The organism is Curtobacterium sp. MCPF17_051 (genome assembly GCF_003234595.1).
Taxonomy (GTDB): Bacteria; Actinomycetota; Actinomycetes; order Actinomycetales; family Microbacteriaceae; genus Curtobacterium; species Curtobacterium flaccumfaciens.
The window spans coordinates 83,272-107,847 of record NZ_QKSE01000015.1 but is presented as its reverse complement, the minus strand read 5'-3'; the positions used below and the strand labels follow the sequence as shown (position 1 = coordinate 107,847).

Annotated in this window: 21 protein-coding genes and 1 tRNA gene; 16 read left to right on the top strand and 6 right to left on the bottom strand. The window is 71.4% G+C overall.

The features are described from left to right. The 5 genes from DEJ35_RS13000 to DEJ35_RS12980 form a co-directional block, all read left to right on the top strand. Positions 1 to 1,089 (top strand): iron chelate uptake ABC transporter family permease subunit (locus DEJ35_RS13000; RefSeq protein WP_220036899.1); only part of this gene is annotated, 1,089 nt, incomplete at its 5' end. Next, positions 1,086 to 2,045 (top strand): ABC transporter ATP-binding protein, encoded by a 960-nt coding sequence (locus DEJ35_RS12995; RefSeq protein ID WP_111192892.1) that lies wholly within the window; start codon positions 1,086 to 1,088, stop codon positions 2,043 to 2,045. The genes DEJ35_RS13000 and DEJ35_RS12995, both read left to right, overlap by 4 nt. 11 nt (positions 2,046 to 2,056) lie before the next feature. Next, positions 2,057 to 3,076 carry an ABC transporter substrate-binding protein gene (locus tag DEJ35_RS12990; protein WP_110862602.1) on the top strand — a complete coding sequence of 340 codons (1,020 nt, stop codon included), beginning with the start codon at positions 2,057 to 2,059 and terminating at the stop codon, positions 3,074 to 3,076. Between the two features lie 112 nt (positions 3,077 to 3,188). Continuing rightward, the gene (locus DEJ35_RS12985) at positions 3,189 to 3,758 is read left to right on the top strand and encodes a GNAT family N-acetyltransferase (RefSeq protein WP_220032969.1); all 570 of its coding nucleotides are present in this window, start codon (positions 3,189 to 3,191) and stop codon (positions 3,756 to 3,758) included. Positions 3,759 to 3,813: 55 nt separating this feature from the next. Beyond that, the gene (locus tag DEJ35_RS12980; RefSeq protein ID WP_110862603.1) at positions 3,814 to 4,005 is read left to right on the top strand and encodes a hypothetical protein; all 192 of its coding nucleotides are present in this window, start codon (positions 3,814 to 3,816) and stop codon (positions 4,003 to 4,005) included. Positions 4,006 to 4,049: 44 nt separating this feature from the next. On the opposite strand, the gene DEJ35_RS12975 is transcribed toward DEJ35_RS12980, so the two are convergent. Then, on the bottom strand, positions 4,050 to 4,553 hold the full coding sequence (locus DEJ35_RS12975; RefSeq protein ID WP_220036898.1) for a MarR family transcriptional regulator: 504 nt from the start codon (positions 4,551 to 4,553) through the stop codon (positions 4,050 to 4,052). A 95-nt stretch (positions 4,554 to 4,648) separates the two neighbouring features. On the opposite strand from DEJ35_RS12975, the gene DEJ35_RS12970 reads away from it, so the two are divergent. Continuing rightward, a complete protein-coding gene (locus tag DEJ35_RS12970) occupies positions 4,649 to 5,581 on the top strand; it encodes an NADP-dependent oxidoreductase (protein ID WP_111091187.1) in 933 nt (310 codons plus the stop codon). Between the two features lie 59 nt (positions 5,582 to 5,640). Next, the gene (locus DEJ35_RS12965) at positions 5,641 to 6,630 is read left to right on the top strand and encodes an alpha/beta hydrolase (protein ID WP_110862622.1); all 990 of its coding nucleotides are present in this window, start codon (positions 5,641 to 5,643) and stop codon (positions 6,628 to 6,630) included. Positions 6,631 to 6,649: 19 nt separating this feature from the next. Here the strand turns inward: DEJ35_RS12965 and bla are convergent, their stop codons facing one another. Continuing rightward, positions 6,650 to 7,558 (bottom strand): class A beta-lactamase, encoded by a 909-nt coding sequence (gene bla, locus DEJ35_RS12960; RefSeq protein WP_375342443.1) that lies wholly within the window; start codon positions 7,556 to 7,558, stop codon positions 6,650 to 6,652. Positions 7,559 to 7,945: 387 nt separating this feature from the next. Next, positions 7,946 to 9,427, bottom strand: coding sequence for a mannitol dehydrogenase family protein (locus tag DEJ35_RS12950; protein ID WP_111192890.1), 1,482 nt, complete (start codon positions 9,425 to 9,427; stop codon positions 7,946 to 7,948). A gap of 185 nt (positions 9,428 to 9,612) precedes the next feature. Here DEJ35_RS12950 and DEJ35_RS12945 point away from each other — a divergent pair, with 185 nt between their 5' ends. The 5 genes from DEJ35_RS12945 (at position 9,613) to DEJ35_RS12925 (ending at position 15,089) form a co-directional block, all read left to right on the top strand. Then, the gene (locus tag DEJ35_RS12945; protein ID WP_027466131.1) at positions 9,613 to 10,251 is read left to right on the top strand and encodes a TetR/AcrR family transcriptional regulator; all 639 of its coding nucleotides are present in this window, start codon (positions 9,613 to 9,615) and stop codon (positions 10,249 to 10,251) included. A gap of 86 nt (positions 10,252 to 10,337) precedes the next feature. Beyond that, the gene (locus DEJ35_RS12940; RefSeq protein WP_111192889.1) at positions 10,338 to 12,989 is read left to right on the top strand and encodes an MMPL family transporter; all 2,652 of its coding nucleotides are present in this window, start codon (positions 10,338 to 10,340) and stop codon (positions 12,987 to 12,989) included. Positions 12,990 to 13,222: 233 nt separating this feature from the next. Beyond that, positions 13,223 to 13,666, top strand: a complete 444-nt coding sequence (locus DEJ35_RS12935; RefSeq protein WP_111091182.1) for a MarR family winged helix-turn-helix transcriptional regulator — start codon at positions 13,223 to 13,225, stop codon at positions 13,664 to 13,666. A gap of 51 nt (positions 13,667 to 13,717) precedes the next feature. Then, positions 13,718 to 13,930 (top strand): hypothetical protein, encoded by a 213-nt coding sequence (locus tag DEJ35_RS12930; protein WP_017888356.1) that lies wholly within the window; start codon positions 13,718 to 13,720, stop codon positions 13,928 to 13,930. A 64-nt stretch (positions 13,931 to 13,994) separates the two neighbouring features. Further along, positions 13,995 to 15,089, top strand: a complete 1,095-nt coding sequence (locus DEJ35_RS12925) for an alkene reductase (protein WP_111192888.1) — start codon at positions 13,995 to 13,997, stop codon at positions 15,087 to 15,089. Positions 15,090 to 15,408: 319 nt separating this feature from the next. On the opposite strand, the gene DEJ35_RS12920 is transcribed toward DEJ35_RS12925, so the two are convergent. From DEJ35_RS12920 to DEJ35_RS12910, 3 genes are all read right to left on the bottom strand, one after another. After that, positions 15,409 to 15,481: transfer RNA gene (locus DEJ35_RS12920), tRNA-Arg, on the bottom strand. Between the two features lie 110 nt (positions 15,482 to 15,591). Continuing rightward, complete coding sequence (locus DEJ35_RS12915; RefSeq protein ID WP_111192887.1) at positions 15,592 to 16,377, bottom strand: dienelactone hydrolase family protein; 786 nt, start codon at positions 16,375 to 16,377, stop codon at positions 15,592 to 15,594. 29 nt (positions 16,378 to 16,406) lie between these two features. Further along, positions 16,407 to 17,828: a glucose-6-phosphate dehydrogenase gene (locus DEJ35_RS12910; protein ID WP_111057617.1), complete on the bottom strand. Its 1,422-nt coding sequence runs from the start codon at positions 17,826 to 17,828 to the stop codon at positions 16,407 to 16,409. Between the two features lie 76 nt (positions 17,829 to 17,904). Here DEJ35_RS12910 and DEJ35_RS12905 point away from each other — a divergent pair, with 76 nt between their 5' ends. The 4 genes from DEJ35_RS12905 to DEJ35_RS12890 all read left to right on the top strand — a co-directional run bounded on the left by DEJ35_RS12905 (position 17,905) and on the right by DEJ35_RS12890 (position 24,390). Beyond that, complete coding sequence (locus DEJ35_RS12905) at positions 17,905 to 19,062, top strand: Gfo/Idh/MocA family protein (RefSeq protein WP_181435581.1); 1,158 nt, start codon at positions 17,905 to 17,907, stop codon at positions 19,060 to 19,062. Continuing rightward, on the top strand, positions 19,059 to 19,985 hold the full coding sequence (locus DEJ35_RS12900) for a sugar phosphate isomerase/epimerase (protein ID WP_110862614.1): 927 nt from the start codon (positions 19,059 to 19,061) through the stop codon (positions 19,983 to 19,985). Before DEJ35_RS12905 ends, DEJ35_RS12900 begins: the two co-directional genes overlap by 4 nt. 117 nt (positions 19,986 to 20,102) lie before the next feature. Next, positions 20,103 to 21,917, top strand: a complete 1,815-nt coding sequence (locus DEJ35_RS12895; protein ID WP_111192885.1) for a thiamine pyrophosphate-requiring protein — start codon at positions 20,103 to 20,105, stop codon at positions 21,915 to 21,917. 103 nt (positions 21,918 to 22,020) lie between these two features. After that, positions 22,021 to 24,390 (top strand): bifunctional UDP-sugar hydrolase/5'-nucleotidase, encoded by a 2,370-nt coding sequence (locus DEJ35_RS12890; RefSeq protein WP_111192884.1) that lies wholly within the window; start codon positions 22,021 to 22,023, stop codon positions 24,388 to 24,390. Positions 24,391 to 24,576: the final 186 nt, after the last annotated feature.

Below are 24,576 nucleotides of genomic sequence, written 5' to 3'. Positions count from 1 at the left end.
ACCACGCCCGGCACGCCCGCCTCGGCTGCACGCACCCCCGGCCGCGCCGGCATCCGCATCGGCCCCGTCGGCCTCGCCTGGCGCCCCCGGGTGTTCTGGTACACCGTCGCCTCGCTCGCCACCGTCCTGGTGCTCATCGTGATCGGGACGGCGGTCGGCTCGACGTGGATCGCTCCCGGGGTCGTCATCCGGTCCCTGCTCGGCCTGGAGTCCGGGCCGGACGCCTTCATCATCACCACCCTGCGCCTGCCCCGCGTGCTCACCGGCGCACTCGTCGGCCTGACGCTCGGGGTCGCCGGCGCGCTCACCCAGACCTTCACCCGCAACCCACTCGGCACCCCGGACATCATCGGTGTCACCGCGGGCGCGAGCGTCGGTGCGGTCGCGGCCATCGTCCTCGGCGGCGGGACGTACTCGGTGTCGTCCCTGGTGCTCGGGGGCGGGATCCCGGTGGCCGCGACGATCGGCGCCCTGGTCGCTGCGGTCCTGGTGTACGGCCTGGGATGGCGCGGCGGCGTGCAGAGCTACCGGCTCGTGCTGGTCGGCATCGGCGTGAGCGCGACGCTCGACGCCGTGACCAGCTACCTGCTCGTCCGCGCGAAGATCACCGTCGCCACCGCCGCGTCCCAGTGGCTCGTCGGCAGCCTGTCGAGCACCTCGTGGGAGAGCGTCTGGCCGCTGCTCGTGGTGGCCGTCGTCGCGGTGCCGATCGCCCTGGCGACGAGTGCGGCGCTCGGCATCGGGCAACTCGGCGACGAGGTCGCGACGGGCGTCGGTCTCGGCGTCCAGCGGCACCGGCTGCTCGTCATCGCGCTCGCGGTCGTGCTGACCGCCGCCGCCGTGGCCGCCGCGGGGCCGGTCGGCTTCGTCGCGTTCGTCGTGCCGCAGGTCGGGCTCCGGCTCGCCGGCACGAACCGGCCGCCCCTGCTGCTCGCCGGTGCCCTCGGCGCCGTGCTCGTGCTCGCCGCCGACCTGCTTTCTCGTTCCGCGTTCCCGTGGCAGGTGCCGGTCGGCATCATCACCACCGTGATCGGGGCGCCGTACCTGATCTGGCTCCTCGTCCGTCACCGCAAGGAGATGTCCCGATGACAGCACCGCACCAGAACCAGCACGAGCACCAGAACCAGCACGAGCACGAGCACCAGCACGACACCCCCGTCCTCGAAGCCACGGGCCTGTCCGTCGGCTACGACCGCCAGCCCGTGCTGCGGGACCTGGACCTGCGCATCGAACGCGGCACCGTCACGACGTTCCTCGGTGCGAACGGCTGCGGCAAGTCGACGCTGCTCAAGGCGTTCGGCCGCGTGCTCAAGCCGCAGGCCGGCGAGGTCCTGCTCGACGGCACCCCGATCCGCAGGGAGCCGAACCGCCAGGTGGCCCGCAAGCTCGCGATCCTGCCGCAGTCCCCCGTCGCCCCCGCGGGCACCAGCGTGCTCGACCTGGTGATGCGCGGCCGGAACCCGCACCAGTCGTGGGCGAAGCCGTGGACCGCCGAGGACGCGGCCGTCGCCGAAGCGGCCATCGCCGCCACCGGTCTGACCGAGGTCGCACACCGTGACGTCACGAGCCTGTCCGGCGGGCAGCGTCAGCGCGCCTGGATCGCCATGGTCGTCGCGCAGCAGGCCCAGACACTCCTGCTCGACGAGCCGACGACCTACCTGGACCTCGCGCACCAGCTCGAGGTGCTGCGGCTCGTCCGGCGGCTGAACCGCGAGCAGGGTTCGACGATCGTGATGGTGCTGCACGACCTGTCGCTCGCGGCGCGGTACTCGGACCGGCTCGTGGTGCTGCACGACGGCGGGGTCGTCGCCGACGGCACACCCCACGACGTCCTCACCCCGGCACTGCTCGAGCACGCGTTCGGCCTGCACGCCCGGGTGTTCCCCGACCCGGTGACCGGTGCACCGATGATCGTGCCCGAGGCGGACGAGCACGACCCCGTCCCGAGTGCCCCGACCGAGCACACGGTCCCGAGTGCCCCGACCGAGCACACGGTCTCGACGAAAACCGAAGACGTGCTGGCGAGTGCCGCGAACTTAGGTTAGCCTCTCCTAACGTGAAGACCTCCCGACGTGGCCACCTGCGCGCCGCCCTCCTGACCTCCGTGACCGTCTCGGCACTCCTCCTGACCGGCTGCTCGAGCACCGGCAACTCGAACGACTCCGACTCCGACGGCGGCACCGCCGCGTCGAAGGCGTGGTCCTACGAGGACGCCACGGGCGCCACCGTGAAGGTCGACCACACGCCGAAGCGTGTCGTCGTGCTGAACGACATCGCCCTGTCGTTCATCGAGTACGGCCTGAAGCCCGTCGGCACCTTCGGGCAGCTGACGATGGCGAAGGACGCCCGCTTCGAGGGCCTGGACACCGACGGCATCACGCAGCTCGGCACCGCCTACGGCGACATCGACCTCGAGCAGCTCGCCGCGCTCAAGCCCGACCTCGTCGTCACCTCGGTCTACCCGACCGACGCCAAGGGCACGCTCGACACGAAGCAGCCCGGCTACGGCTTCAAGGACACGGCGCAGGAGAAGCAGATCGAGGCCATCGCGCCCGTCGTCCAGGTGAAGTGGGGCGGCAAGGGCGAGGACGTCATCGAGACGATCGCGGAACTGTCCGAGTCCCTCGGCGCGAAGGAGTCGACGGTCGACGCCGCCGAGGAGCGCTTCGACACCGCGGCCGACGAGCTCGAGAAGGTCTCGAAGGAGAAGGACCTGTCGGTCGTCTCGATGTACGCCGACGGTGACGGCGCCTACGTCACCCGCCCGACCGACGAGCCGTCGCTGCAGATGTACGCGTCGTACGGGGTCGACTTCGTCAACCCGAAGCCCGAGGGCTTCTACTGGGGCATCTACTCGTGGGAGAACGCCGGCCAGATCACCGGTGACGTGCTGCTGCTGTCGCAGCAGGGCTACCAGGTCGCCGATCTGGAGAAGCAGCCGACCTTCGCCGACAACGCCGCACTCGAGGCGGGCCAGGTCCACAGCTGGACGTTCCCGGCCCTCGACTACGCGTCGCAGGCCGACTACATGACCAAGCTCGCGGGGTGGCTCGAGGACAGCAAGAAGCTGTCCTAGGACCCACACCCACGGCGGCCTGGAGGCGCGGTGCCAGCTGGCACCGCGCCTCCAGGCCGTTCGTGGTTCCGTTCCGGTGGCGGGATCACCCGGACCGGAGGATCATCGGCCCATGGAGTACTCGACGGCGATGCTCACCGAGGAGACGTGGCCCGACTTCGCCGCGCTCGTGACCCGCAGCAACGGCGTGTGGGGCGGGTGCTGGTGCATCGGTTTCCACCCGGACGGCCCACGCGGGACGCCCGACCCGACGGTGTCCCACCAGGAGGCGAAGCACCGACACGTGCGGAACGGCACGAACCACCAGGTGCTCGTCTACGCCGACGGCACGGCGGTCGGCTGGTGCCAGTTCGGGCGGCCGGTCGAGCTGCCGACGATCCTGAACCCCGGTGCCTACGCCCGCGAGGCCGGCACCTCGCCGGACTGGCGGATCGGCTGCGTGTTCGTCGAGTCCCGACACCGCGGCCAGGGGGTCGCACGCGCCGCGGTCACGACCGCGCTCGACCAGATCCGACGGGCGGGCGGCGGGACGGTCGAGGCCTACCCGGAGCAGACGGTCGAGCGGAAGCCGCAGCGCGGGGCCTACCTGCACACCGGACCGGAAGAACTGTTCACGCAGTTCGGGTTCGTGCGCGACCGCCGCATCGCGAAGTGGCGGTGGGTGATGCGCACGACCGTGTGACCGGCGTGCCCGCTCGACGCCGCACTGCCAGCCCGGCGCGCGTACCGTGGGCGCTGTGACACGCACCGCTCCGGTACGACCGCATCGCCTCGCCCTCATCGGCGCCGCCGTGGCCCTGGTGATCGGGGTCGGACTGCTCTTCACCCCCTGGGACGGGCCGGTCATCGTGCTCGCCTGGGCGCTCATCGTCGCCGCGGTCGTCCTCGGCGCCGTCACGCTGTTCCTGGTGCGGGCACCCCGCAGCTAGACCGCGAGCCCCGGCTGGCGCGACGGCGCAGCGCAAGCGTTCCGTCAGCTGCGCCGCCGCGCGCCCGCGGACCGTGGTGGGTTCGCGCGCAGGTGCTCCGCCGCTCCCCCGAGGATCCGCGCGAGGTCGTCGACGTCCGCGTCCGACATCGACGCGAACAGCAGGGTGTGCAGCGCCTCGATGTGACCGGGGAAGACGGCTGCGAGGACGTCACGACCGCCCCGGGTGATCGTCACGACCGTGCTGCGTTCGTCGTCGGGCGAGGGCCCGCGGGTGACCAGCCCACGCTGCTCGAGCAGTTGCGCCTGGTACGTCAACCCGCTGCGGCTGTAGACGACCCCGTCGGCGAGGTCGGTCATGCGCTGCTGCCCGCCCCGTGCGTCACCGAGCCGGGCGAGCAGCTGGAACTGCACGTAGCTCAGGCCGCCCACGTCGCGCAGCTGCCGCTCGACCGCGTGGCGCAGCAGGCTGCTCACCTCGGTGAAGGCGAAGTACGCCCCGAGCTGCGTCGGGGTCAGGGAGTTCGGCGCATCCGTCACGGAACCCATCCTACCTGTTGCTTCGAGTTCGAAGCAGTGCTAGCGTCATCGTCAGTTGCTTCGAACTCGAAGCACAACGAGCAACACCGACGAAGGGCACGATCATGCAGGCAGTACGGTTCCACGAGGTCGGCGGTCCCGAGGTGCTCCGCACCGAGGACGTCGAGCAGCCCACCCCGGGTGCCGGGCAGGTGCGACTCCGCGTCGCCGCCTCGGCGTTCAACGCGGCGGACAACGGGATGCGGGGCGGGTTCCTGCCGATCCCGGTCCAGCTGCCGCACGTCCCCGGCTACGACGTGTCCGGCACCGTCGATGCGCTCGGCGACGGTGTCGAGGGGATCGCGATCGGGGACGCCGTCATCGCGTTCCTGCCGATGGAACTCGACGGCGGGGCGGCCGAGTACGTCATCGCCCCGGCGGACGCGGTGGTCGCCGCACCGACGAGCATCCCGCTGGCCGACGCGGCGGCACTGCCCTCGGTGGCACTCACCGCGTGGCAGGCCCTGTTCGACGACGGTCGGCTCGAGGCGGGCCAGCGGGTCCTCGTGATGGGCGCCGGCGGTGTCGTCGGGAAGTACGCGATCCAGCTCGCCGTCCGCGCCGGGGTCCACGTCATCGCGACGGCGAGCCCGCGCAGCATCGAGGCCGTCCGGGCGGCCGGCGCCCACGAGGTGATCGACCACACCACCACCGACGTCCGCGCCGCCGTGACGGAGCCGGTCGACGTGCTGCTCAACCTCGCCCCGATCGACCCGCAGGACTTCGCGGCACTGGTCGACGTCGTGCGCGACGGCGGCGCGGTCGTCAGCACCACGGCGTTCATGGCCACACCGGGCGACGAGTCCCGCGGGGTCCGGGCGGCGACGGTGTTCGTCCTGCGCAACCGAGAACGCCTGGCGGAGCTGGTGTCCCTGGTCGACGCCGGGGCGCTCACGGTCGAGGTCACCCGGCGCATCCCGCTGACGGAACTGCCGTCGCTGCACGCCGAGGCGGCAGCGGGACGGATCAGCGGCAAGGTCGTGGTCCTGGCCGGGTGACCGCCGAACGACCCCGCCGCACCAGCACCACCCGCAGCAGCGCCGGATACGCTCGGCGCATGACGGACCAGGGGTGGCACGAGGACGTGCTCGGAGCACCGTACGAACGGCTCGAACTGCCGCTCGGCACCGACTCCGAGGGCCCCGTCGTCGCCACCCTGGTCCGCCGCCGGCACACCCCGACGGACCTGCTGCTGCACGGTCGCGGGCCCCTGCACGGGGTCGACGTGCTCTACGTGCACGGCTGGTCGGACTACTTCTTCCAGGTCGAGCTCGCCGAACGCCTCGAGCGGCTCGGCGCCCGGTTCCACGCGCTGGACCTGCGGAAGTACGGTCGGAGCCTGCGCCCCCACCAGACCCCGGGCATGGTCGACGACCTGGCGGTGTACGACGAGGACATCGCCGCAGCGCTCGACGCGATCTCGGCCGAGCACCCCGGCTCGGACCGCCGCCGGCTCGTCCCGATGGGCCACTCCACCGGCGGCCTGACCCTGTCACTCTGGACCGCCCGGCACCCGGAGCTCGTGCACGGCCTCGTGCTGAACAGCCCCTGGCTCGAGTTCCAGGCCACCGCGGTCGGCCGGGCCATCGTCGCACCGGTCATCAAGCTCGGTGCCCGTCGGAACCCCCTCGCTCCCATGCCCGCCGTCGACCCCGGCTTCTACACCCGCACCGTCTCGGCCGAGGGCGAGGGTTCGTGGACCTACGAGCAGAAGTGGCGGCCGGAGCGCGGCTTCCCCCTGCACCCCGGGTGGCTCGCCGCGGTCTTCGACGGCCAGGCACAGGTCGAGAAGGGCCTCGGCATCGGGGTCCCGACCCTGGTGATGCTGAGCGACAAGAGCATGCTCCAGCCGCGGTGGGACCCCGGGATGGCGCGCGCCGACGTGGCACTGAACGTCGACACGGTGGCGCACCGCTCGCTCTCCCTCGGCGAGGAGGTCACGGTCCGCCGACTCGAAGGTGCCCTGCACGACGTGGTGCTGTCCGCGCCGGAGGTGCGGGAACGGGCGTACGACGCCATCGGGCGCTGGGCGACGACGCTCCGCTAGTCCCGCAACGCGCGGGACGTCAGTCGTCCAGTCCGGCCACCGCGGCCCGGGTCGCCGCTGCGACGAGGGCGTCCGACGGCTCCGCGTCGGGATCGGCCCGGCTCGTCATCACCACGAGCACGATGGGTGCCCGGCCCGGCGGCGTCACGATCGCGATGTCGTTCCGCACCCCGTAGGACGCCGTGCCGGTCTTGTCGGCGACCCGCCACGACGGGTCCACCCCGGCACGGATCGTCGCGTCGCCGGTCGTGTTGCCGAGCATCGCCTCGCGGAGCACCCGCCGGTCGGCGGCGTCGAGGGCGTCCCCGAGCAGCACGGTCCGGAGGTCCGCCGCGAACCGCTCCGGCGTCGTCGTGTCCCGCCGGTCGCCCGGGGTCGCCTCGTTCAGGTCGGGTTCGACCCGGTCGACATGCGTCGTCCGGTCCCCGACGCCACGGAGCCACCGCTCGACGGCGTCCGGCCCGCGAAGCCGCTCCACCAGCAGGTTCGCCGCGGTGTTGTCGCTGGAGCGGAGCGCAGCGTCGATGAGCTCGCGCACCGTCATCCCGGTGTCGACGTGCTCGCTCGTCACGGGCGCGTACTCGAGCAGGTCGCCGCGGTCGTAGTGCACGACGGCCGCCAGGTCGGCGTCGGACGAGGCGTCGAGGACCGCCGCCGCGATGAACACCTTGATCGTCGACGCGAACGCGAACCGCTCCCCCGCACGGTGCGCGATCGTCCGACCGTCCCCGGTGTCGACGGCGGCGATCCCGAGCCGTGCGTCGTACCGCCGTTCCAGCGCCGCGAAGGCCCGGGCAGTGGCCGGGTCGGTCGACGGCGCCGCTGAACCAGAAGCGGACGCAGAAGTCGACGCCGAAGCCGCCGCGGACGACGGCGGCCCGGTCGACGCCCCACCCGGGCCGCCGGAGCACCCCACCAGCCCGCCCAGCACCAGGGCCGTCAGGGCCGTGGTCGTCGTCTTCGTCCCACCTCGCACGCCCCGAGCCTGCCCGACGATCGTGCAACTCCGCTGAGCGGGCGCAGGAGGCCCACTACCGCGAGGCGTGGCCCGTCGACGGCGGCCCGGCCGTCGGGTCGGTCGGCTACGGCGTGCTGCGCCGCGACTGGGAGACGGGCGAGACCACCCCGGTGCCGTGGGACGACGTCGCGCAGTGAGCGGCTGACGGTTCTGGTTCACGATCCTCGGGGTTCGCGAACCGGAACCGTCAGCGCGCGGACACGAACCGCCGTCCCACGCCCGTCACGCGGGCAGCAGGTGGACGGGAGGCCCGTGGCGGCGCCGCCACGGGCCTCCCGTCCGCCTTTCGGTCGCGTCTCAGGACCGCGACAGGCGCGTAACGGTGGCGTGCGCGCCGTCCGCGATGAGCCCGTCCAGGGCGTCCCGGTACGCGGCGACGAACCGTTCGTCGTCGACCAGGTCGCCGAAGACCTGTCGGTTCGCGATGAAGGCGAGGCGGTCCTCGCGCTGGGTCAGGGCGACGCGGTGCAGGGGCTCGGCGAGCCGGTCGACGATCTCGATGGGTTCACCGGCCTCGTCGGTGCCCTCGTCGTAGCGGGCCCACGACGCGACGATGCCGGCGGACAGTGTGACGGGCCGACCGGTGGCCAGGTTCTCGCGCACGACGGGGAGCAGCCACTTCGGGATCCGGTCGCTCGACTCGGCGCAGAGCCGGGCGAGGGTGTCGCGCACCTCGGGGTTCTGGAAGCGCTCGATCAGGGTCGACTTGTAGTCCTCCAGGTCGATGCCGGGGACCGGGTGCAGCGTCGGTGATCCCTCTTCGTCCATGTAGCGGCGCAGGAAGGTCGCGATCGCCGGGTCCTGCGTGGCCTCGTGCGCGTAGCGGTACCCGGACAGGTACCCGAAGTAGCAGAGCCCCTGGTGGCTGGCGTTGAGCAGCCGGAGCTTCATGAGTTCGTACGGCTCGACGTCGTCGACGAGCTGGACGTCGGCATCCTCGTAGGGCGGGCGGCCGGCGGGGTGGTCGTCCTCGAGCACCCACTGGAAGAACGGTTCGGCGACGACGGGCCAGGCGTCGTCGATGCCGAGCTCGTCGCGGACCCAGGCGCGGTCCTCGTCGGCGGTGACCGGGGTGATGCGGTCGACCATCGAGTTCGGGAACGCCACGTGCTCGTCCATCCAGTCCGCGAAGGCCGGGTCCTGCAGCCGGGCGTAGGCGGTGAACATCGACCGCGCGACGTGCCCGTTGCCCTGGATGTTGTCGCAGGACATCACGGTGAACGGGTCGAGGCCGCGGTCCCGTCGGCGACGCAGCGCCTCGACCACCAGGCCGAACACCGTGCGGGGCGGGCCGTCGCCGCGCAGGTCGGCCGCGACGCCGGGCTCGTCGGCGACGAACTCGCCGGTGACGTGGTCGAAGTTGTAGCCACCCTCGGTGATGGTCAGGCTGACGATCCTGGTGTCCGGGTGCGCCATCTTCTCGACGACGGCGTACGGGTCGTCGACGGCGAGCAGGTACTCGACGATGCTGCCGATGACACGGGACTCGCGGGTGCCATCCGGGTGCTTGAGGACGAGCGTGTACAGGCCGCCCTGCTCGGCCATCGCGGTCGCCATCCGGCGGTCCTGCTCGAGCACGCCGACGCCGCAGATGCCGTACTCGCGGGCTTCGCCACGCTGCAGGAGCCGGTCGATCACCATCGCCTGGTGCGCGCGGTGGAACCCGCCGACGCCGAAGTGGACGATGCCGGCGGTGATGCCGTCGCGGTCGTAGGTGGGCACGGCGACACCGCTCGCGGCGATCTCGTCGAGGGTCTCCGGGGACAGGCGGACGGGCATCGGGTACTCCTTCGTACGGCGGCGGATCCGCGGGCGGTGACGCGGCGGTTCGTCCGTCCAGTCTGGCACCCGACACCTCCGACAGAACAACGGTGCAGCACGGGCGTTCCGCACCGGGGGACGAACCTGGGGATGCACTCAACCTCGTTGCACCGAGTGCATCGATGCACCTAGTGTTCGATCTCGTGACCATCGCGACCGACCGCCGTGCTGCCCTCAAGGCAAAGCACCGTGCGGCGATCCTGCAGGCCGCTCGCGACCTGATCGACGAGCGCGGCGGCCGCGACTTCAGCGTGGACGACCTCGCCGCCCGGGCCGACATCGCCCGGCGCACCGTCTTCAACCACTTCGCCTCGCTCGACGAGGTCCTGCTGGCCGTGTGCGAACAGGAGCTGTCCGTCATCATCGACCGGTTCCTCGCCGACATGGCCCGAACCCCGGTGGGCGACGGCAGCCGGGCGTCGATGTTCGACGAGCTCGAGTCCGCAGCCCGCGGCGCCGACCTGGCTCCGGCGATCGCCAGCATGTACCGGATCCTCGGCGACCCCGGCAAGGACGACCCGAAGGCCGCGGTCCTGACCCAGACGGCGTTCTCGCGTGTGACCGAACGACTCCGGCACGAGGTCGCCCGGCGCTACCCGGCCGCCGACCCCCTCGACGCCGCGCTGCTCGTCGAGTCGCTCATGAGCGGCATCGTCGTCATCGCGGAGCACTGGCTGGCGACGTCCGGCCCCGAGCTCGACCAACCGGCGCTCGACGCGTGGGACGACCTGCTCGCACGACTCGTGCACAGTGTCCGCAGCGGCTACATGGCCGACGACTGACACCGCCCCGCCTCCTCATCCCCCAGGGGTCCACCGGCGCACCCCGCACCACCAGCACCTGACACGAAAGGACCGCAGGCAACCGCATGGCCGGTCTCCTCTACCGTCTCGGACGGTTCTCCGCACGACGCCACTGGCTCGTGATCATCACCTGGGTCGCGATCATGGCCGTCGCGGGCGTCACGTACACGCTCTTCGCCGGCACGATCTCGTCGTCGATCACGATCCCGAACACCAAGACCAGTCAGGTGCAGGACCAGCTCGCCGACAAGTTCCCGTCGGCGAACGGCGGCAACGGCACGATCGTCTTCGAGACGAAGGACGGCAAGGCGTTCTCGTCGTCGCAGCAGTCCGAGATCGACGACTTCCTGACCGGCCTCGAGGAGCTCGACGGCGTCAAGGGCACGACGAGCGGCTTCGACACCCAGCAGCAGCTCGACGACCAGCGGCAGAAGATCGTCGACGGGCGTGACCAGATCGAGTCCGGTCGCGCGGAGATCGAGACCGGCCAGCAGCAGCTCGACGCGCAGAAGACGCAGCTCGAGTCCGGCAAGCAGCAGATCGCGGATGCCCAGGCGAAGCTCGACGCGCAGAAGGCCCAGGCGCAGGCAGCCGGCGGCGCAGCGGTCCCCGCTGCCCAGGCCCAGGCTGCGGCCGCCCAGCTCCAGCAGGCGCAGGCGCAGATCGACGCCCAGCAGGCCCAGATCGACGCCGGTGAGCAGCAGCTCGCCGACGCCCAGAAGACGATCGACACGAACAAGCAGAAGCTCGACGACAACGAGCAGGAGCTCGAACAGGGCTCGGACCTGCTCGACCTGTCGAAGGACATCCGCTTCGTGTCGGACAACGGCAGCGCAGCGATCGGCACCGTGCAGTTCACGAAGTCGACCTACGAGGTCCCCGCGGACACGAAGACCGCCATCGCGGACGACGCCGAGTCGGCCGACATCGAGGGCGTCAACGTGTACGTCTCGAACGACATCGCGCAGGGTGTGCCGTCGATCCTCGGCCCGGGTGAGATCGGCGGTGTCATCATCGCCGCGATCGTGCTGCTCCTGATGCTCCGCACGGTCATCGGCGCCGCGGTCCCGCTCGTCAGCGCTGTCCTCGGCGTCGGCGTCGCCTCGCTCACCGCCCTGTCGTTCTCGAGCGTCGTCGAGTTCATCTCGGTCACGCCGGTGCTGGGGGTGATGCTGGGCCTGGCGGTCGGCATCGACTACTCGCTGTTCATCCTGAACCGGCACCGCACCCAGCTGAAGCAGGGCATGCAGGTGCACGAGTCGATCGGGCTCGCGAACGGCACCTCGGGCAACGCCGTGGTGTTCGCCGGTGCGACGGTCATCGTCGCGCTGCTCGCGCTGAACATCACCGGCATCCCGTTCCTCGGCCTGATGGGCACGGTCGGTGCTGTCGCGGTGCTCTTCGCGATCCTCATCGCGACCTCGTTCACCCCGGCCCTGCTGTCGCTCATCGGCATGCGGATCCTGCGGAAGAAGGAGCGCGCGAAGATCGGCAACACCGACTCCACGCGGATCCCGAACAAGCCGATGTCGAGCTGGCGCGCGGTCATCACGCTCGTCCTCGGTGTCGCGGTGCTCGGCACCATCGCCCTGCCCGCGACGCAGATGCGCCTCGGCCTGCCGAGCGGTTCGTCCGAGGCCGTCGAGTCGAGCCAGTACAAGGCCTACAAGACGCTCGAGAAGGAGTTCGGCGCCGGCCAGAACGGCCCGCTGCTCGTCGTGGCGACCCTGCCGGAGTCGATCAGCAAGAGCGACGTCACCGCGACCGAGGTCACCATCGGCCAGGCGATCGCGAAGAACGACGACGTCAAGGCCGTACTGCCCATCGGCGCCTCGAAGGACCGCGACATCATCGCGTTCCAGGTGAAGCCCGCCGGCGGCCCGGACAGCGTCTCCACCGAGAACGTCGTGAAGGACCTGCGCGAGCAGACCGTCTCCGCCGACGACGGCAAGGTCACCCTCGGCGTCGCCGGCAACGCGTCGGCGAACATCGACGTGTCCGAGAAGCTCTCGAACGTGCTGCCGCTCTACCTCGTGGTGGTCGTCGGGTTGTCGCTGATCATCCTGATCATCGTGTTCCGGTCGTTCCTCGTGCCGATCACCGCCACCGCCGGGTTCATCCTGTCCGTCCTGGCCTCGTTCGGTGGTCTGACCGCGATCTACCAGTTCGGCTGGCTCGGCTCGGTCTTCGGGGTGCACGACCCGGCACCGATCCTGAGCTTCCTGCCCATCATCGAGATCGGGATCCTGTTCGGTCTGGCGATGGACTACCAGCTGTTCCTGGTGTCCGGCATGCGTGAGGCCTACGCCCACGGTGCGAGCGCGAAGGTGGCCGTCCAGCGCGGTCTGCACGCGGGTCGCGCGGTGGTCACGGCGGCGGCGATCATCATGATCTCCGTGTTCGCGGGCTTCATCTTCTCGGACTCGTCCACCATCAAGCCGATCGGCTTCGGGCTGGCGTTCGGTGTGCTGATCGACGCCTTCGTCGTCCGCATGCTGCTCATCCCGTCGGCGATGCACCTGCTCGGCAAGAGCGCCTGGTGGTTCCCGAAGTGGCTCGACCGCATCGTGCCCGACGTCGACGTGGAGGGCGCGAAGCTCGAGCGCACCCACCCGGTCGCCGGCCACGAGGACACGCACACCGGCACCCACGCGCTCCCCGTGGAGCCGGACGCGACCACGCACGACTCGGGGCACCCGCCCGCGCACCGCGCGTAGTCGACGCACCAGCGCCACCACCCTGGAGGCCCGGTGCCGGTCCACGAGACCGGCACCGGGCCTCCAGGCCGTTGCGCCCACCCCCGGGGCGGTGCCCCTCCCACATACGCGCGCATGTTCCGACGTTCCACGCGTCGATCGACCGGTGGAATGTCGGAAGATGCACACGCATCGAAGCGTCGCACCCACTCGGCGCACACCACTTCGTGCACGAACGAAGTACCCTGGGGCGCATGACCCAGACCGCACCGGACCCGCTCGCGCTCGACCGGCAGCTCTGCTTCGCACTCGCGGCGACGAGCCGCAGCGTCATCGGGCTGTACCGCGACCTGCTCGACCCGATGGGCCTGACGCACCCGCAGTACCTCGTCATGCTCGCCCTGTGGGAGCGGGACCCGCGGTCGGTACGCGAGATCGCCGGCGAACTGCGACTCGATTCCGCGACGCTGAGTCCGCTGCTCAAGCGGCTCGAGGCCTCCGGCTACGTCCGCCGCACCCGCAGCACCGCCGACGAACGCCAGCTCGAGGTCTCCCTGACGACTGCCGGGCACGCCCTGCGCGACCGGGCCCAGGCGGTCCCGCTCGCCGTCGCCGACCGGCTCGGGTGGCCACTCGCCCGGCTCGAGTCCCTGAAGGACGAGCTGACCGAGCTACTGGAGCGCGTCGACCAGGTGTGATCCGTGGCCATCGGTGCCATAATGGTTTGTGCACGAACGAAAGGATGCACCGTGGGACGCTTCGGCCAGTGGTACGAACGGTGGAACACGACGCTCATCGACAAGATGGGCCCCTCGCAGATCGGCGCCGGTCGCCCCGAGGGCATCGACGACCGGACGATCGACCGGGGGTGCCCCCTGTGCGGCAAGCCCCTCTCCCAGCACCAGGTGATCCGGCCCGAGGGCCAGGTCCGTTCGTCGACGCTGGTGTGCCCGCGCGACTGACCGCACTGCCTGAAGAAGTGCTCCGAGGTGGAATTGCATCGGACAACTCGTCGTTCGCCCTGAGGTGAAGCTCTTCGAACCCGCCTCCATCGGCGCCCTGTCCCTGTCGAACCGCGTCGTCATGGCCCCGCTCACGCGCACCCGCGCCGGCGAGCACGGCGTCCCGAACGACCTGCTCGTCGAGCACTACCGACAGCGCGCCGGCCTCGGCATGATCATCACCGAGGGCACCTGGCCCGTGCAGGAGGGCCGCTCCTACCCGGGGCAGCCCGGCATCGAGACCGACGACCAGATCGCCGGCTGGCGCCGCGTGACCGACGCCGTGCACGCCGCCGGCGGCACGATCGTCATGCAGCTCATGCACGGCGGCCGCGTCTCGCACACCGACATCTCGCAGACCCCGCGCATCGTCGCCCCGTCCGCCATCGCCGCCCCCGGGCAGACGCACCTGGCCGACGGCTCGAAGGCCGACATGCCCGTCCCGCACGAACTGACCACCGCCGAGGTGCAGGAGGCGGTGCAGGGCTTCGTGCAGGCCGCCCGCAACGCGATCGCCGCCGGGCTCGACGGTGTCGAGGTCCACGGCGCCAACGGCTACCTGGTGCACGAGTTCATGTCGCCGGTGTCGAACACCCGCACCGACCAGTACGGCGGCTCCCCCGAGAACCGCGCGCGCTTCGCGATCGAGGTCACCACCGCCATCGCCGAGGCCATCGGCGCCGACCGCACCGGCATCCGCCTGTCGCCCGAGCACGGGATCCAGGGCGTCATCGAGGACGACGCCGACGACGTCCGCGCCACCTACACCGCCGTCGCCGAGGGCCTCGCGCCGCTGGGGCTCGCCTTCGTGGACGTCCTGCACGCCGAGCCGACCGGCGACCTGGTGCAGCACGTCCGCCGCACCGCGGCCGCGCCGTTCATCGTGAACTCGGGCTTCTCGTCGCTCACCACCCGCGACGAGGCCATCGCGATCGTCGAGGGGGGCCACGCCGACGCCGTCGCCGTGGGCCGCGCCGCGATCGCCAACCCGGACCTCGCGCACCGCTGGGAGCACGACGCCGAGCTCAACGAGCCCCGTCCGGAGCTCTTCTACGGCGCGACCGCCGAGGGCTACACCGACTACCCGTCGCTGGCCGAGGCGCGCGCGACCGTCGCGTAGTCGACGCACCGACAGATCGGACGGGAGGCCCGTGGCGACACCGCCACGGGCATCCCGTCGGTCGTGCGGGACCGAGCGCTTCACCGGACGCGCCCAGCTCGGCGCAGCGCAGGGCGCTGTGGCACCGCTCTTCACGTCCTTCGGCATCGCCGGTGCGTCGGAGGTCGCCGCGGCCGCGGAACCGTACTCCCCCGCCACTTCGTGAGCAGGAACGGAGTCGCACGGACGTGACGCGACGCACGTGCCCGGACCCGCAGCCGTGCAACGACGAAGGGCCCCGGTGGAATCCACCGGGGCCCTTCGTCGTTCTGCTTGCCTGTGCGCTCGAAGGGACTCGAACCCCCAACCTTCTGATCCGTAGTCAGATGCTCTATCCATTGAGCTACGAGCGCGTGGCCTTGCGGCCGTGGAAGACTCTACAACAGGTGCGGCCCGGGCGCCAATCGAGGCGCTCCGGCCCCCGTGCTCGGCGTGTCGCGAGCGGTCTCCGACGGCCGCACCGTCACAGCGCCGCGGGCTCCTCGTCGAACACCTCGGCCAGGAACACCCGGAGCGCCTGCCACGATCGGCGGTCGGCACGCTCCTGGTACTGCGCGCCGTGGTCCGGGGCGTCGGTGCCGGGCACCGCGAACGCGTGCATCGCGCCGGAGTACGTCACGACCTGCCAGTCGACGTCCGGCGCAGCCCGCATCTCGTCCTGCCACGCGTGCACGGCCTCGTCCGGCACGACGGGGTCTGCGCCCCCGGTGAGGACGAGCAGCTTCGCCCGGACGTCCGCGGCGTCCGAGGGGTCGTGTGCGATGAGGCCGCCGTGGAACGCCACGGCACCGACCAGGTCGGCCCCGGTCCGTGCGAGTTCGAGTGCGGTCGAGCCGCCGAAGCAGTACCCCATCACGACGACGCGGGCGGGATCGACGTCCGGGTCGGCGAGCAGTCGCTCGAGCCCGGCGGTGGCGCGGGCCCGCAGCAGCGGCAGGTCCCGGTAGAAACCGCCGGCGACCTGGGCCGCGGTGTCGTCACCTGGGCGGATGCCCGCACCGTAGATGTCCGCGCCGAAGGCGACGTAGCCGAGTCGGGCGAGCATCGTCACCCGGGCCTCGACGTGCTCGTTCACGCCGTGCCAGTCGTGCACGACGAGGACGGCCGGACGACGGCCCGCGATCGCGGCGTCCTTCGCGAGCACACCGAGCAGTTCGGTGCCCTCGTGGTCGTAGGAGACGTCGTCGACACGGATGTCGGCGCCGGCGGGTTCGGGAACGGTCTGCAGGACGTCGTCGGTGGTGTTCACGTCGCCCGACGCTACGCCGCCGCTCGGGCTCAGGCCTCGATGTTGTCCCAGCCGTCGGGGCCGACGGACCCGGCGGCGTACTCGTCGAGGGGTGCCTTGCCGGCCTTCCACGCGTCGAGGAACGGCCCGACGACCTTCCAGCCCTGCACGGCGCTGTCGCCGCGGACCGACAGCGTGGCGTCGCCCTCGAGCACGCCGGCCAGCACCTCGCCGTAGGCACTCAGGCGCCCGGGGTTGAAGGTCACCTCGAGGCTCGTGTGGTCGATCGTGTACGGGTCGCCGGCACCGTTGACGTTGAGCTCGAGCTGCATCTCGTCCGGGGCGATCCAGATGCGCAGCCGGTCGGGCAGCTCGGTGCCGGTGAGCCCCTCGGGCACGTGCGGGGAGTCCTTGAACGTGATGACGATCTCGCGGCGCTGCGCGGCGAGCGCCTTGCCGGACCGCAGGGTGAACGGGACGCCGGCCCAGCGCCAGTTCGCGATCTCCAGGGTGAGCTGGGCGAGGGTCTCGGTTCCGAGCGACGGGTCCACGCCGTCCTCGTCGACGTACGACGGCAGCTGGCGGTCCCCGACGGTGCCGGCGGTGTACCGGGCGCGCTTGCCCGCGGTGACGACGTCGCCGCCCCACGGCCGGACGGCCCGCAGCACGAGCTCCTTCTGGGTGCGCAGGTCGTCGGCCTTGATCGAGGCGGGGGCCTCCATCGCGACGACGGCCATCACCTGCAGCAGGTGGCTCTGGATCATGTCGGTGAGCGCCCCGGCCTTGTCGTAGTAGCGCGCCCGGCCCTCGAGCCCGAGGGTCTCGTCGTAGACGATGTCGACGCGCTCGACGTGCTGCGACGACAGCAGCGGTTCGATGATGCGGTTGGCGAAGCGCAGCCCGAGCAGGTTGAGCACGGTGGAGCGGCCGAGGAAGTGGTCGACGCGGTGGATGCGCTCCTCGGGGATGAACGAGTGCAGCAGGTCGTTGAGGTGCGAGGCGCTGTCGGCGTCGGTGCCGAACGGCTTCTCGAGCGCCAGGCGGGTGCCGGCGGGCAGGTCGAGGTGGGCGAGCTGCTCGCAGCTCTTCTCGGTGACCGCCGGCGGCAGTGCGAAGTAGATCGCCGGGTCGTGGTCGCACGCGGCGAGCAGTGCCCGCAGGTCGTCCGGGTCCGTGACGTCGGCCTTCCGGTAGGTCGAGGCGTCGACCACGGCCTGCAGTCGGTCCGGCAGCGACGTCTCGCCCGAGGCGCCCTCGTCCTCCTCGTTCTTCGACGCCTGCGCGTTCTCGAAGGACTCGCGCACCTGCGCCTTCCAGTCGGCGTCGGACAGGTCCTCGACACCGGCCCCGACGAGCTGGACGTCCCAGTCGTCCTTCACCTGGAGCAGGGTGGCGAGGCCGGGCAGGAGCAGGCGCTTGGACAGGTCGCCGCTGGCGCCGAGGATGAGCAGGCTGGTCTGGAGGCTCGACATGCACCAGACCGTACTCACCGTCCCCCGGGGACGGCCGGGCCGCTACGGTGGTGTCAGTCCGGCGCGAGGGAGCACCATGAGCAGTGGGTACGAAGGGCGACGCCTCCGTGTCGCCGTGGTCGGGACGGGCATGATCGCCGGGGTCCACGCCCGGGCGGCCCGGGCCTCCGGTGCCGAGGTGCTCGGTGTCCTCGGCCGGAACGCCGCCCGATCGGAGCAGGTGGCGGCGCAGCTCGACCTGCCCCGCGGCTACGCCTCCCTCGACGAGGTGATCGCCGACGCCCCCGATGTCGTGCACGTCTGCACCCCGAACGACCAGCACCACCCGCAGGCGCTCGCGGTGATCGCGGCCGGCATCAACGTGGTGTGCGAGAAGCCCCTGGCGATCGACCCCGCCCAGGCCGCTGAACTCGTCGCCGCCGCTGCCGAGGCCGGTGTCGTGGCCACGGTGCCGTTCGTGTACCGGTACCACCCGATGGTCCGCGAGATCCGGGAGCGCATCGCCGACGGGGAGCTCGGCCGGCTGCTCGCGGTGCACGGCCACTACCTGCAGGACTGGATGCTCGACGAGGACGCCTCGAGCTGGCGGGTCGACCCGACCTCGAGCGGGCTGTCCCGCGCGTTCGCCGACATCGGGTCGCACTGGTGCGACCTGGTCGAGTTCGTGACGGGGGAGCGCTTCGCCTCGGTGTCCGCGGCGACCGACATCGTCTACCCGACCCGGCCGGCGGCGTCCGGTCCGTCGTTCTCCGGTTCCCCCGATCCGGACCCGGTGGCCGACGCGGCCGAGCGCGCCGAGGTCACCACCGAGGACACCGCGGTCGCGACGTTCCGCACCGCCACGGGCCGCATCGGCAACGTCGTGATCTCGCAGGTCGCCTCCGGCCGCAAGAACCGCCTGTGGTTCGAGGTCGACGGCACGCGCGGCAGCGCGGCCTTCGACCAGGAGCAGCCCGAGTCCGCCTGGTTCGGCAACGAGCGCGGCGCACAGATCGTCGTCCGCGACCCGTCGCAGGGGTACCCCGACCAGCGCCGGTTGGCGGTCGTCCCGGCCGGGCACCCGCAGGGGTACCTCGACGCCTTCGCGGCCTTCGTCGCCGACACCTACACCGCGGTCCGCACCGGGGTGGCTCCCGACGGGCTGCCGACCTTCGCGGACGGCGCCCGCTCTGCCGACATCATCGAGGCCGTGATCGGCAGCGCGGCCGAGACGACGTGGCGGGAGATCCGGTGAAGCTCGGCATGCTGACCGCCTGCCTGCCCGGCTGGTCGCTCGACCGGATCGCCGGGTTCGCCCAGCAGCAGGGCTACGAGCGGCTCGAGGTCGCCGTCTGGCCGGGCACCGGCGGCCGGGACTTCGAGGCGGCGCACCTGCCGGTCGCCACGTTCACCGACGAGGACGCCCTGGCCACCCGCGACCTGCTCGACCGCACCGGCCTCGAGATCTCCGCGCTCGCGTACTACGAGAACAACCTGCACCAGGACCCGGAGCGCCGTGCCGCGGTGCGGACCCACCTCAAGCACGCGATCGACACCGCGCAGGCGCTCGGCATCCCCTACGTCGGCACGTTCATCGGCCGTGACACCACCAAGTCCGTCCGCGAGAACATGCGCGAGGGCGACCGGGTCCTGCCCGAGCTCGTCGACTACGCCGGCGAGCGCGGCGTGCGGCTGATCATCGAGAACTGCGTGATGGAGGGCTGGCACCCCGACGGGTACCCCGGCAACATCGCGTACTCCCCCGAGCTCTGGGGCTGGGTGACCGGTCTGGGCTTCGGCCTGAACTGGGACCCGTCGCACCTGACGTGGATCGGGATCGACCCGGTCGAGACGATCCTGCCGTTCGCCGAGCACATCGTGCACGCCCAGGCGAAGGACCTCGAGCTGTTCCCCGAGCGGCGCAACGCCTACGGGTTCTTCGGCAAGGTCGACAAGGGCGACGACCCGTGGGACATGGGGTGGTGGCGGTTCCGGGTGCCCGGCCGCGGTGTGGTGGACTGGCCGCACGTCGTCGACCGCCTCTACGAAGCGGGCTTCGACGGCACGCTGAGCGTCGAGCACGAGGACCCGCTCTGGGGCGGCACCGACGACAGGGTGCTCGAGGGACTGCGCATCGCGCACCGCACGCTCCGTCCGCTGATCGCGCAGGAGCCGTAGCGACCACGGGCACTGGCCTGGAGGCCCCGGATCACGTGACCGACGTCGGTCACGTGATCCGGGCCTCCCGACCAGAGCCTGTGAACGGACCCGTGCGCGCCCGCGCACGCTGGTGCCATGAGCACGACCGTGAGCGACTTCGTCATCGACCGCATCAAGGCGTGGGGGGTCTCCCGCGTGTTCGGCTACCCCGGCGACGGGATCGGCGCCTTCGACGGCGCGCTCGGCAAGGCGGCGTCGAAGGGTGACGGCCTGGAGTACGTCCGGCCCACGCACGAGGAGATCGCGGCGCTGATGGCGACCGCGCACGCGAAGTTCACCGGCGAGGTCGGGGTGTGCGTCGCGACGTCGAGTCCCGGCGCCTTCCACCTGCTGAACGGCCTGTACGACGCGCAGATGGACAACCAGCCGGTGGTGGCGATCGTCGGTCAGCAGGGGCTCGCCGCGATGGGCTCGTTCACGCAGCAGGAGTCGAACCTGGAGCGCGTCTTCGCCGACGTCGCCTGCTACGTGCAGACGGTGGCCACTCCCGAAGCCGTCGGCGTGGTGCTCGACACCGCGTTCCGCACGGCGTCGCTCCGCAAGCAGCCGGCCGTCGTCGTGCTGCCCCACGACGTGCAGGCGATGACGTACGACGCACCGCCGCTGGAGCACTGGGCCTCGCGGTCGAGCGACGTCCCCGCGTCCACCCGGATCACGCCGCCCGCCGACGAGGTGCGGAAGATGGCGGAGATCATCAACGCCGGGTCGAAGGTGACGTTCCTGGTCGGCGCCGGTGCGCGCGGTGCGACGGCCCAGGTGCTCGCCGCGGCCGAGAAGGCGGGCGCGGGGATCATCACGGCGCTCCGCGGCAAGGACGTGATCCCGTCCGACGTGCCGTACCACTCGCAGCAGCTCGGGTTGCTCGGGTCGCTGCCGTCGCTGCACCAGATCCGCGACTGCGACACCCTCGTGCTGCTCGGCACGAACTACCCGTACGGCGAGTACATGCCGAAGTCCGGGCAGGCCCGGGGCATCCAGGTCGACATCAAGCCGGAGCAGCTCGGACTGCGCTACCCGACCGAGCTCAACCTGTGGGGTGACGTCGGGTCCACGCTCGACGCTGTGCTCCCGCTGCTCGAGCAGAAGTCCGACAGGTCCTTCCAGCAGACGGTCACCCACGAGATGCGCGAGTGGGAGTCGGAGATGCGCGCGCAGTCCGAGGTCGAGTACTCCGACGGCGTCAACCCGCGCCGCGTGATCCAGGCGGTGAACGACCGGCTGCCCGACGGGGTCACGGTCACCGCGGACGCCGGCACCACCGCCGACTGGTACGGCCACCACATCCGGCTGCGCGAGGGCATGCGCGGCGACATGTCCGGCCGGCTCGCGACGATGCTCGCGGCCATGCCGTACGCGGTGACGGCGAAGTTCGCGTTCCCGGACCGTCCGGCGGTGTGCACGATCGGCGACGGTGCCTTCCAGATGCTCGGCATGAACGAGCTGATCACCGTGAAGAAGTACCTGGCGGCCTGGCCGAACCAGCAGCTCGTCATCGTGGTCATGCACAACGACGACCTCGGCCAGGTGTCGTGGGAGATGCGCACCGAGGACGGCAACCCGATGTGGCGCGGCTCGCAGGACGTCGAGTCGATCGACTACGCCGGGTACGCGACGCTGCTCGGGTTCCAGGGCATCGCGGTGCACGAGGACTCCGAGGTCGAGGCGGCGGTCGAGCGGGCGTTCGCCCACCAGGGGGTGACCCTCATCGACGCCTACGTCAGCCGGAGCGTCCCGCCGCTGCCCCCGCACATCACGAAGGAGTACGCGATCAACACGGCGAAGAGCCTCCTGAAGGGCGACCCGGTCGAGTTCGACGTCGTGAAGGACTCCGCCAAGGCGATGGCGACCGAGGTCACCGAGCGGGTGAAGGGCGCCCTCGGCCGCGACTGAACCGGGTCGGGCGGTGCGAGGGGGGACGGCCGTGTGAACGTCGTGTGACGACTTGCGATGGGGTCTGGCGAGTCGCCTGTGCGCCTTCGTAGGTTCGACGGCGATGAACACTTCCCACACCACCGGAACCGCCGGTGCGACGACCCGACGACGCCTCGGCGCCGGCGCGGCCCTCGCCACCGCCGGGGTCCTGGTCGCACTGTCCGTCCCGTCCGCAGCCGTCGCCGCCGAGGGTGACACGACGATCGACATCATCGACGTCAACGACTTCCACGGTCGCATCGAGTCCGAGGGCACCGCCGCCGACAAGGCCGCCGGCGCCGCGAAGCTCGCCGGCGTCGTGCAGTCGTACCGCGAGGCCAACCCCAACACGATCTTCGCCAGCGTCGGCGACAACGTGGGCGCCTCGACCTTCACCTCGCTCATCCAGCAGGACTCCCCCACGATCGACGCCCTGAACGCCATGGACCTCGACGTGAGCGCGATCGGCAACCACGAGCTCGACAAGGGTCAGAGCGACCTGACCGGCCGAATCGAGGACCGTGCCGACTGGCCGTACGTCTCGGCGAACATCGTCAAGGCCGGCACCACCGACCCCGCGTTCACGCCGTACTCCATCGTGGAGAAGGGCGGCGTCAAGGTCGGCTTCATCGGCGCGACCACCGAGGACCTCATCCCCGGACTCGTCAGCCCCGGCGGGGTCGAGGGCCTCGCGATGGCGCCGATCGTCAGCCAGGTCAACCGGTACGCCGAGCAGCTCACCGACGGCGAGGACGACAACGGCGAGGCCGACGTGCTCGTCCTGCTCGTGCACGAGGGCGCCACCACGAGCGCGCTCGCCGACGCCACCGGCACCGGTTCGTTCGGCAAGATCACCTCCGGCGTCTCGTCGAAGGTCTCGGCAATCGTCTCGGCGCACACCCACGCGACGTACGACCACTCCATCGCCGGCCCCGGCGGCACGAAGCGTCCGGTGATCCAGGCCGGCTCCTACGGCGTCGCCTTCGGGCACCTGCGGCTCACGGTGGACGCTGACAAGCAGCTCACCGGGATCACGTCCGAGGTCAAGTCGGTCAACGCCGAGACCCGGGTGCCCGTCGACGCCACCTCGGTCAACGCCGTGAGCGGTATCGTGACCGCCGCGAAGGCCGTCGCCGACGTCAAGGGCAGCGAGAAGCTCGGCGAGATCACGGGTGACCTGCGTCGCGCCGTGCAGTCCGACCGCAAGGCCGAGAACCGCGGTGGCGAGTCCGTGCTCGGCAACTACATCGCCGAGGTCCAGCGCAGCGCCACCGCCCGCAACGGCTCGAAGATCGCCTTCATGAACCCGGGCGGCCTCCGCACCGACATGGTCTACGCGTCCAGCGGCGCCGGCGACCCGGACGGCACCGTCACCTACAAGGAAGCCGCGCTCGTCCAGCCGTTCGCCAACACCCTGGTGACGAAGGACATGACCGGCCAGCAGATCAAGAACGCCCTCGAGCAGCAGTGGCAGCCGGACGGACTCGAGCGTCCGTTCCTGAAGCTCGGCGTCTCGGACGGCTTCGCGTACACCTACGACCCGTCGAAGGGCCGCGGCGAGCGCATCACCGGCATGACCCTCGACGGCGGGGCGATCGCGCTGACCGACACCCTCAAGGTGACCGTCAACTCGTTCCTGTCGACCGGTGGCGACAACTTCGCCGCCTTCGCGACCGGCACGAACGTCGCCGACTCCGGCCAGGTCGACCTGCAGGCCCAGGTGGACTACTTCCTCGCCCACCCGAAGGTCGAACCCCTGAAGGACCAGCGCGCCGTCGGCGTCACGGTCACGCCGACCCCGGCCGGTGGGTTCCAGCCCGGTGACGAGATCGAGCTCGACCTGTCGTCGCTCGTGTTCAGCAGCGAGGACCCCGCGAAGGCCGGCACCGTCTCGGTCAGCGCGGACGGCAAGGAGCTGGCATCGGCCGCGATCGACCCGACGATCACCGACAAGAACGACGAGCAGGGTCGCGCGACCCTGACCGTCACGGTCCCCGAGATCGAGGCCCCGGCTGCACGCGCCGCCGCCCGCACCACCGGCTCCGTCTCGCTCGCCGCGGTGGCCGAGCCCGTCGCCACGACGGACGCACCGCTCGTGGTCACCCTGCCGGGCCAGACCATCACCCTCGCCGTGACCATCCCGGTGGCCGCAGCGGTCGACCCGACGGACCCGACCGACCCCACGGACCCGACGGACCCGGTCGACCCGACCCCGGGCACGGGCGGCGGGGTCACCCCCGGCCCCGGCGCGGGTGACGGTGACGACGCCGGCATCGGTGGCGTCGGCGGGACCGTCGACGACCCGCGCGCCGGTGGCGACCTCGCTTACACGGGTGCGGACCTGACCGCTCCGGCGATCGCGGCGGGCCTGCTCCTGCTCGCCGGGATCACGGCACTCGTGGTCCTCCGCCGCAACCGCGCACGACGTGGCGCGACGGTCCTGACGGACTGACCGCGAGCCTGCGGGCACACGATGCGAACGGGCCGTCTCACCCTGGTGAGGCGGCCCGTTCGCGTCGGTCAGGAGGCCCGGGACACGCCCGGCGCGAACGTCGCGCACCCCGGCGGTCACGGTTGCTGTCCCATCCCGGTCGATCGCTGCGGATCCGCGGATCCGCGGGGTACTCTCGGGAGTGTC

Bases quoted from the DNA above. Each gene is read 5' to 3' on its own strand.
- DEJ35_RS12965 (WP_110862622.1), top strand. From the start codon at position 5,641: ATGACGGACCAGGGGTGGCACGAGGACGTGCTCGGAGCACCGTACGAA.
- DEJ35_RS12905 (WP_181435581.1), top strand. From the start codon at position 17,905: ATGAGCAGTGGGTACGAAGGGCGACGCCTCCGTGTCGCCGTGGTCGGG.
- DEJ35_RS12950 (WP_111192890.1), bottom strand. From the start codon at position 9,427: ATGCCCGTCCGCCTGTCCCCGGAGACCCTCGACGAGATCGCCGCGAGC.
- DEJ35_RS12975 (WP_220036898.1), bottom strand. From the start codon at position 4,553: ATGGGTTCCGTGACGGATGCGCCGAACTCCCTGACCCCGACGCAGCTC.
- DEJ35_RS12995 (WP_111192892.1), top strand. From the start codon at position 1,086: ATGACAGCACCGCACCAGAACCAGCACGAGCACCAGAACCAGCACGAG.
- DEJ35_RS12935 (WP_111091182.1), top strand. From the start codon at position 13,223: ATGACCCAGACCGCACCGGACCCGCTCGCGCTCGACCGGCAGCTCTGC.
- DEJ35_RS12890 (WP_111192884.1), top strand. From the start codon at position 22,021: ATGAACACTTCCCACACCACCGGAACCGCCGGTGCGACGACCCGACGA.
- DEJ35_RS12895 (WP_111192885.1), top strand. From the start codon at position 20,103: ATGAGCACGACCGTGAGCGACTTCGTCATCGACCGCATCAAGGCGTGG.
- DEJ35_RS12910 (WP_111057617.1), bottom strand. From the start codon at position 17,828: ATGTCGAGCCTCCAGACCAGCCTGCTCATCCTCGGCGCCAGCGGCGAC.
- DEJ35_RS12985 (WP_220032969.1), top strand. From the start codon at position 3,189: ATGGAGTACTCGACGGCGATGCTCACCGAGGAGACGTGGCCCGACTTC.
- DEJ35_RS12970 (WP_111091187.1), top strand. From the start codon at position 4,649: ATGCAGGCAGTACGGTTCCACGAGGTCGGCGGTCCCGAGGTGCTCCGC.
- DEJ35_RS12940 (WP_111192889.1), top strand. From the start codon at position 10,338: ATGGCCGGTCTCCTCTACCGTCTCGGACGGTTCTCCGCACGACGCCAC.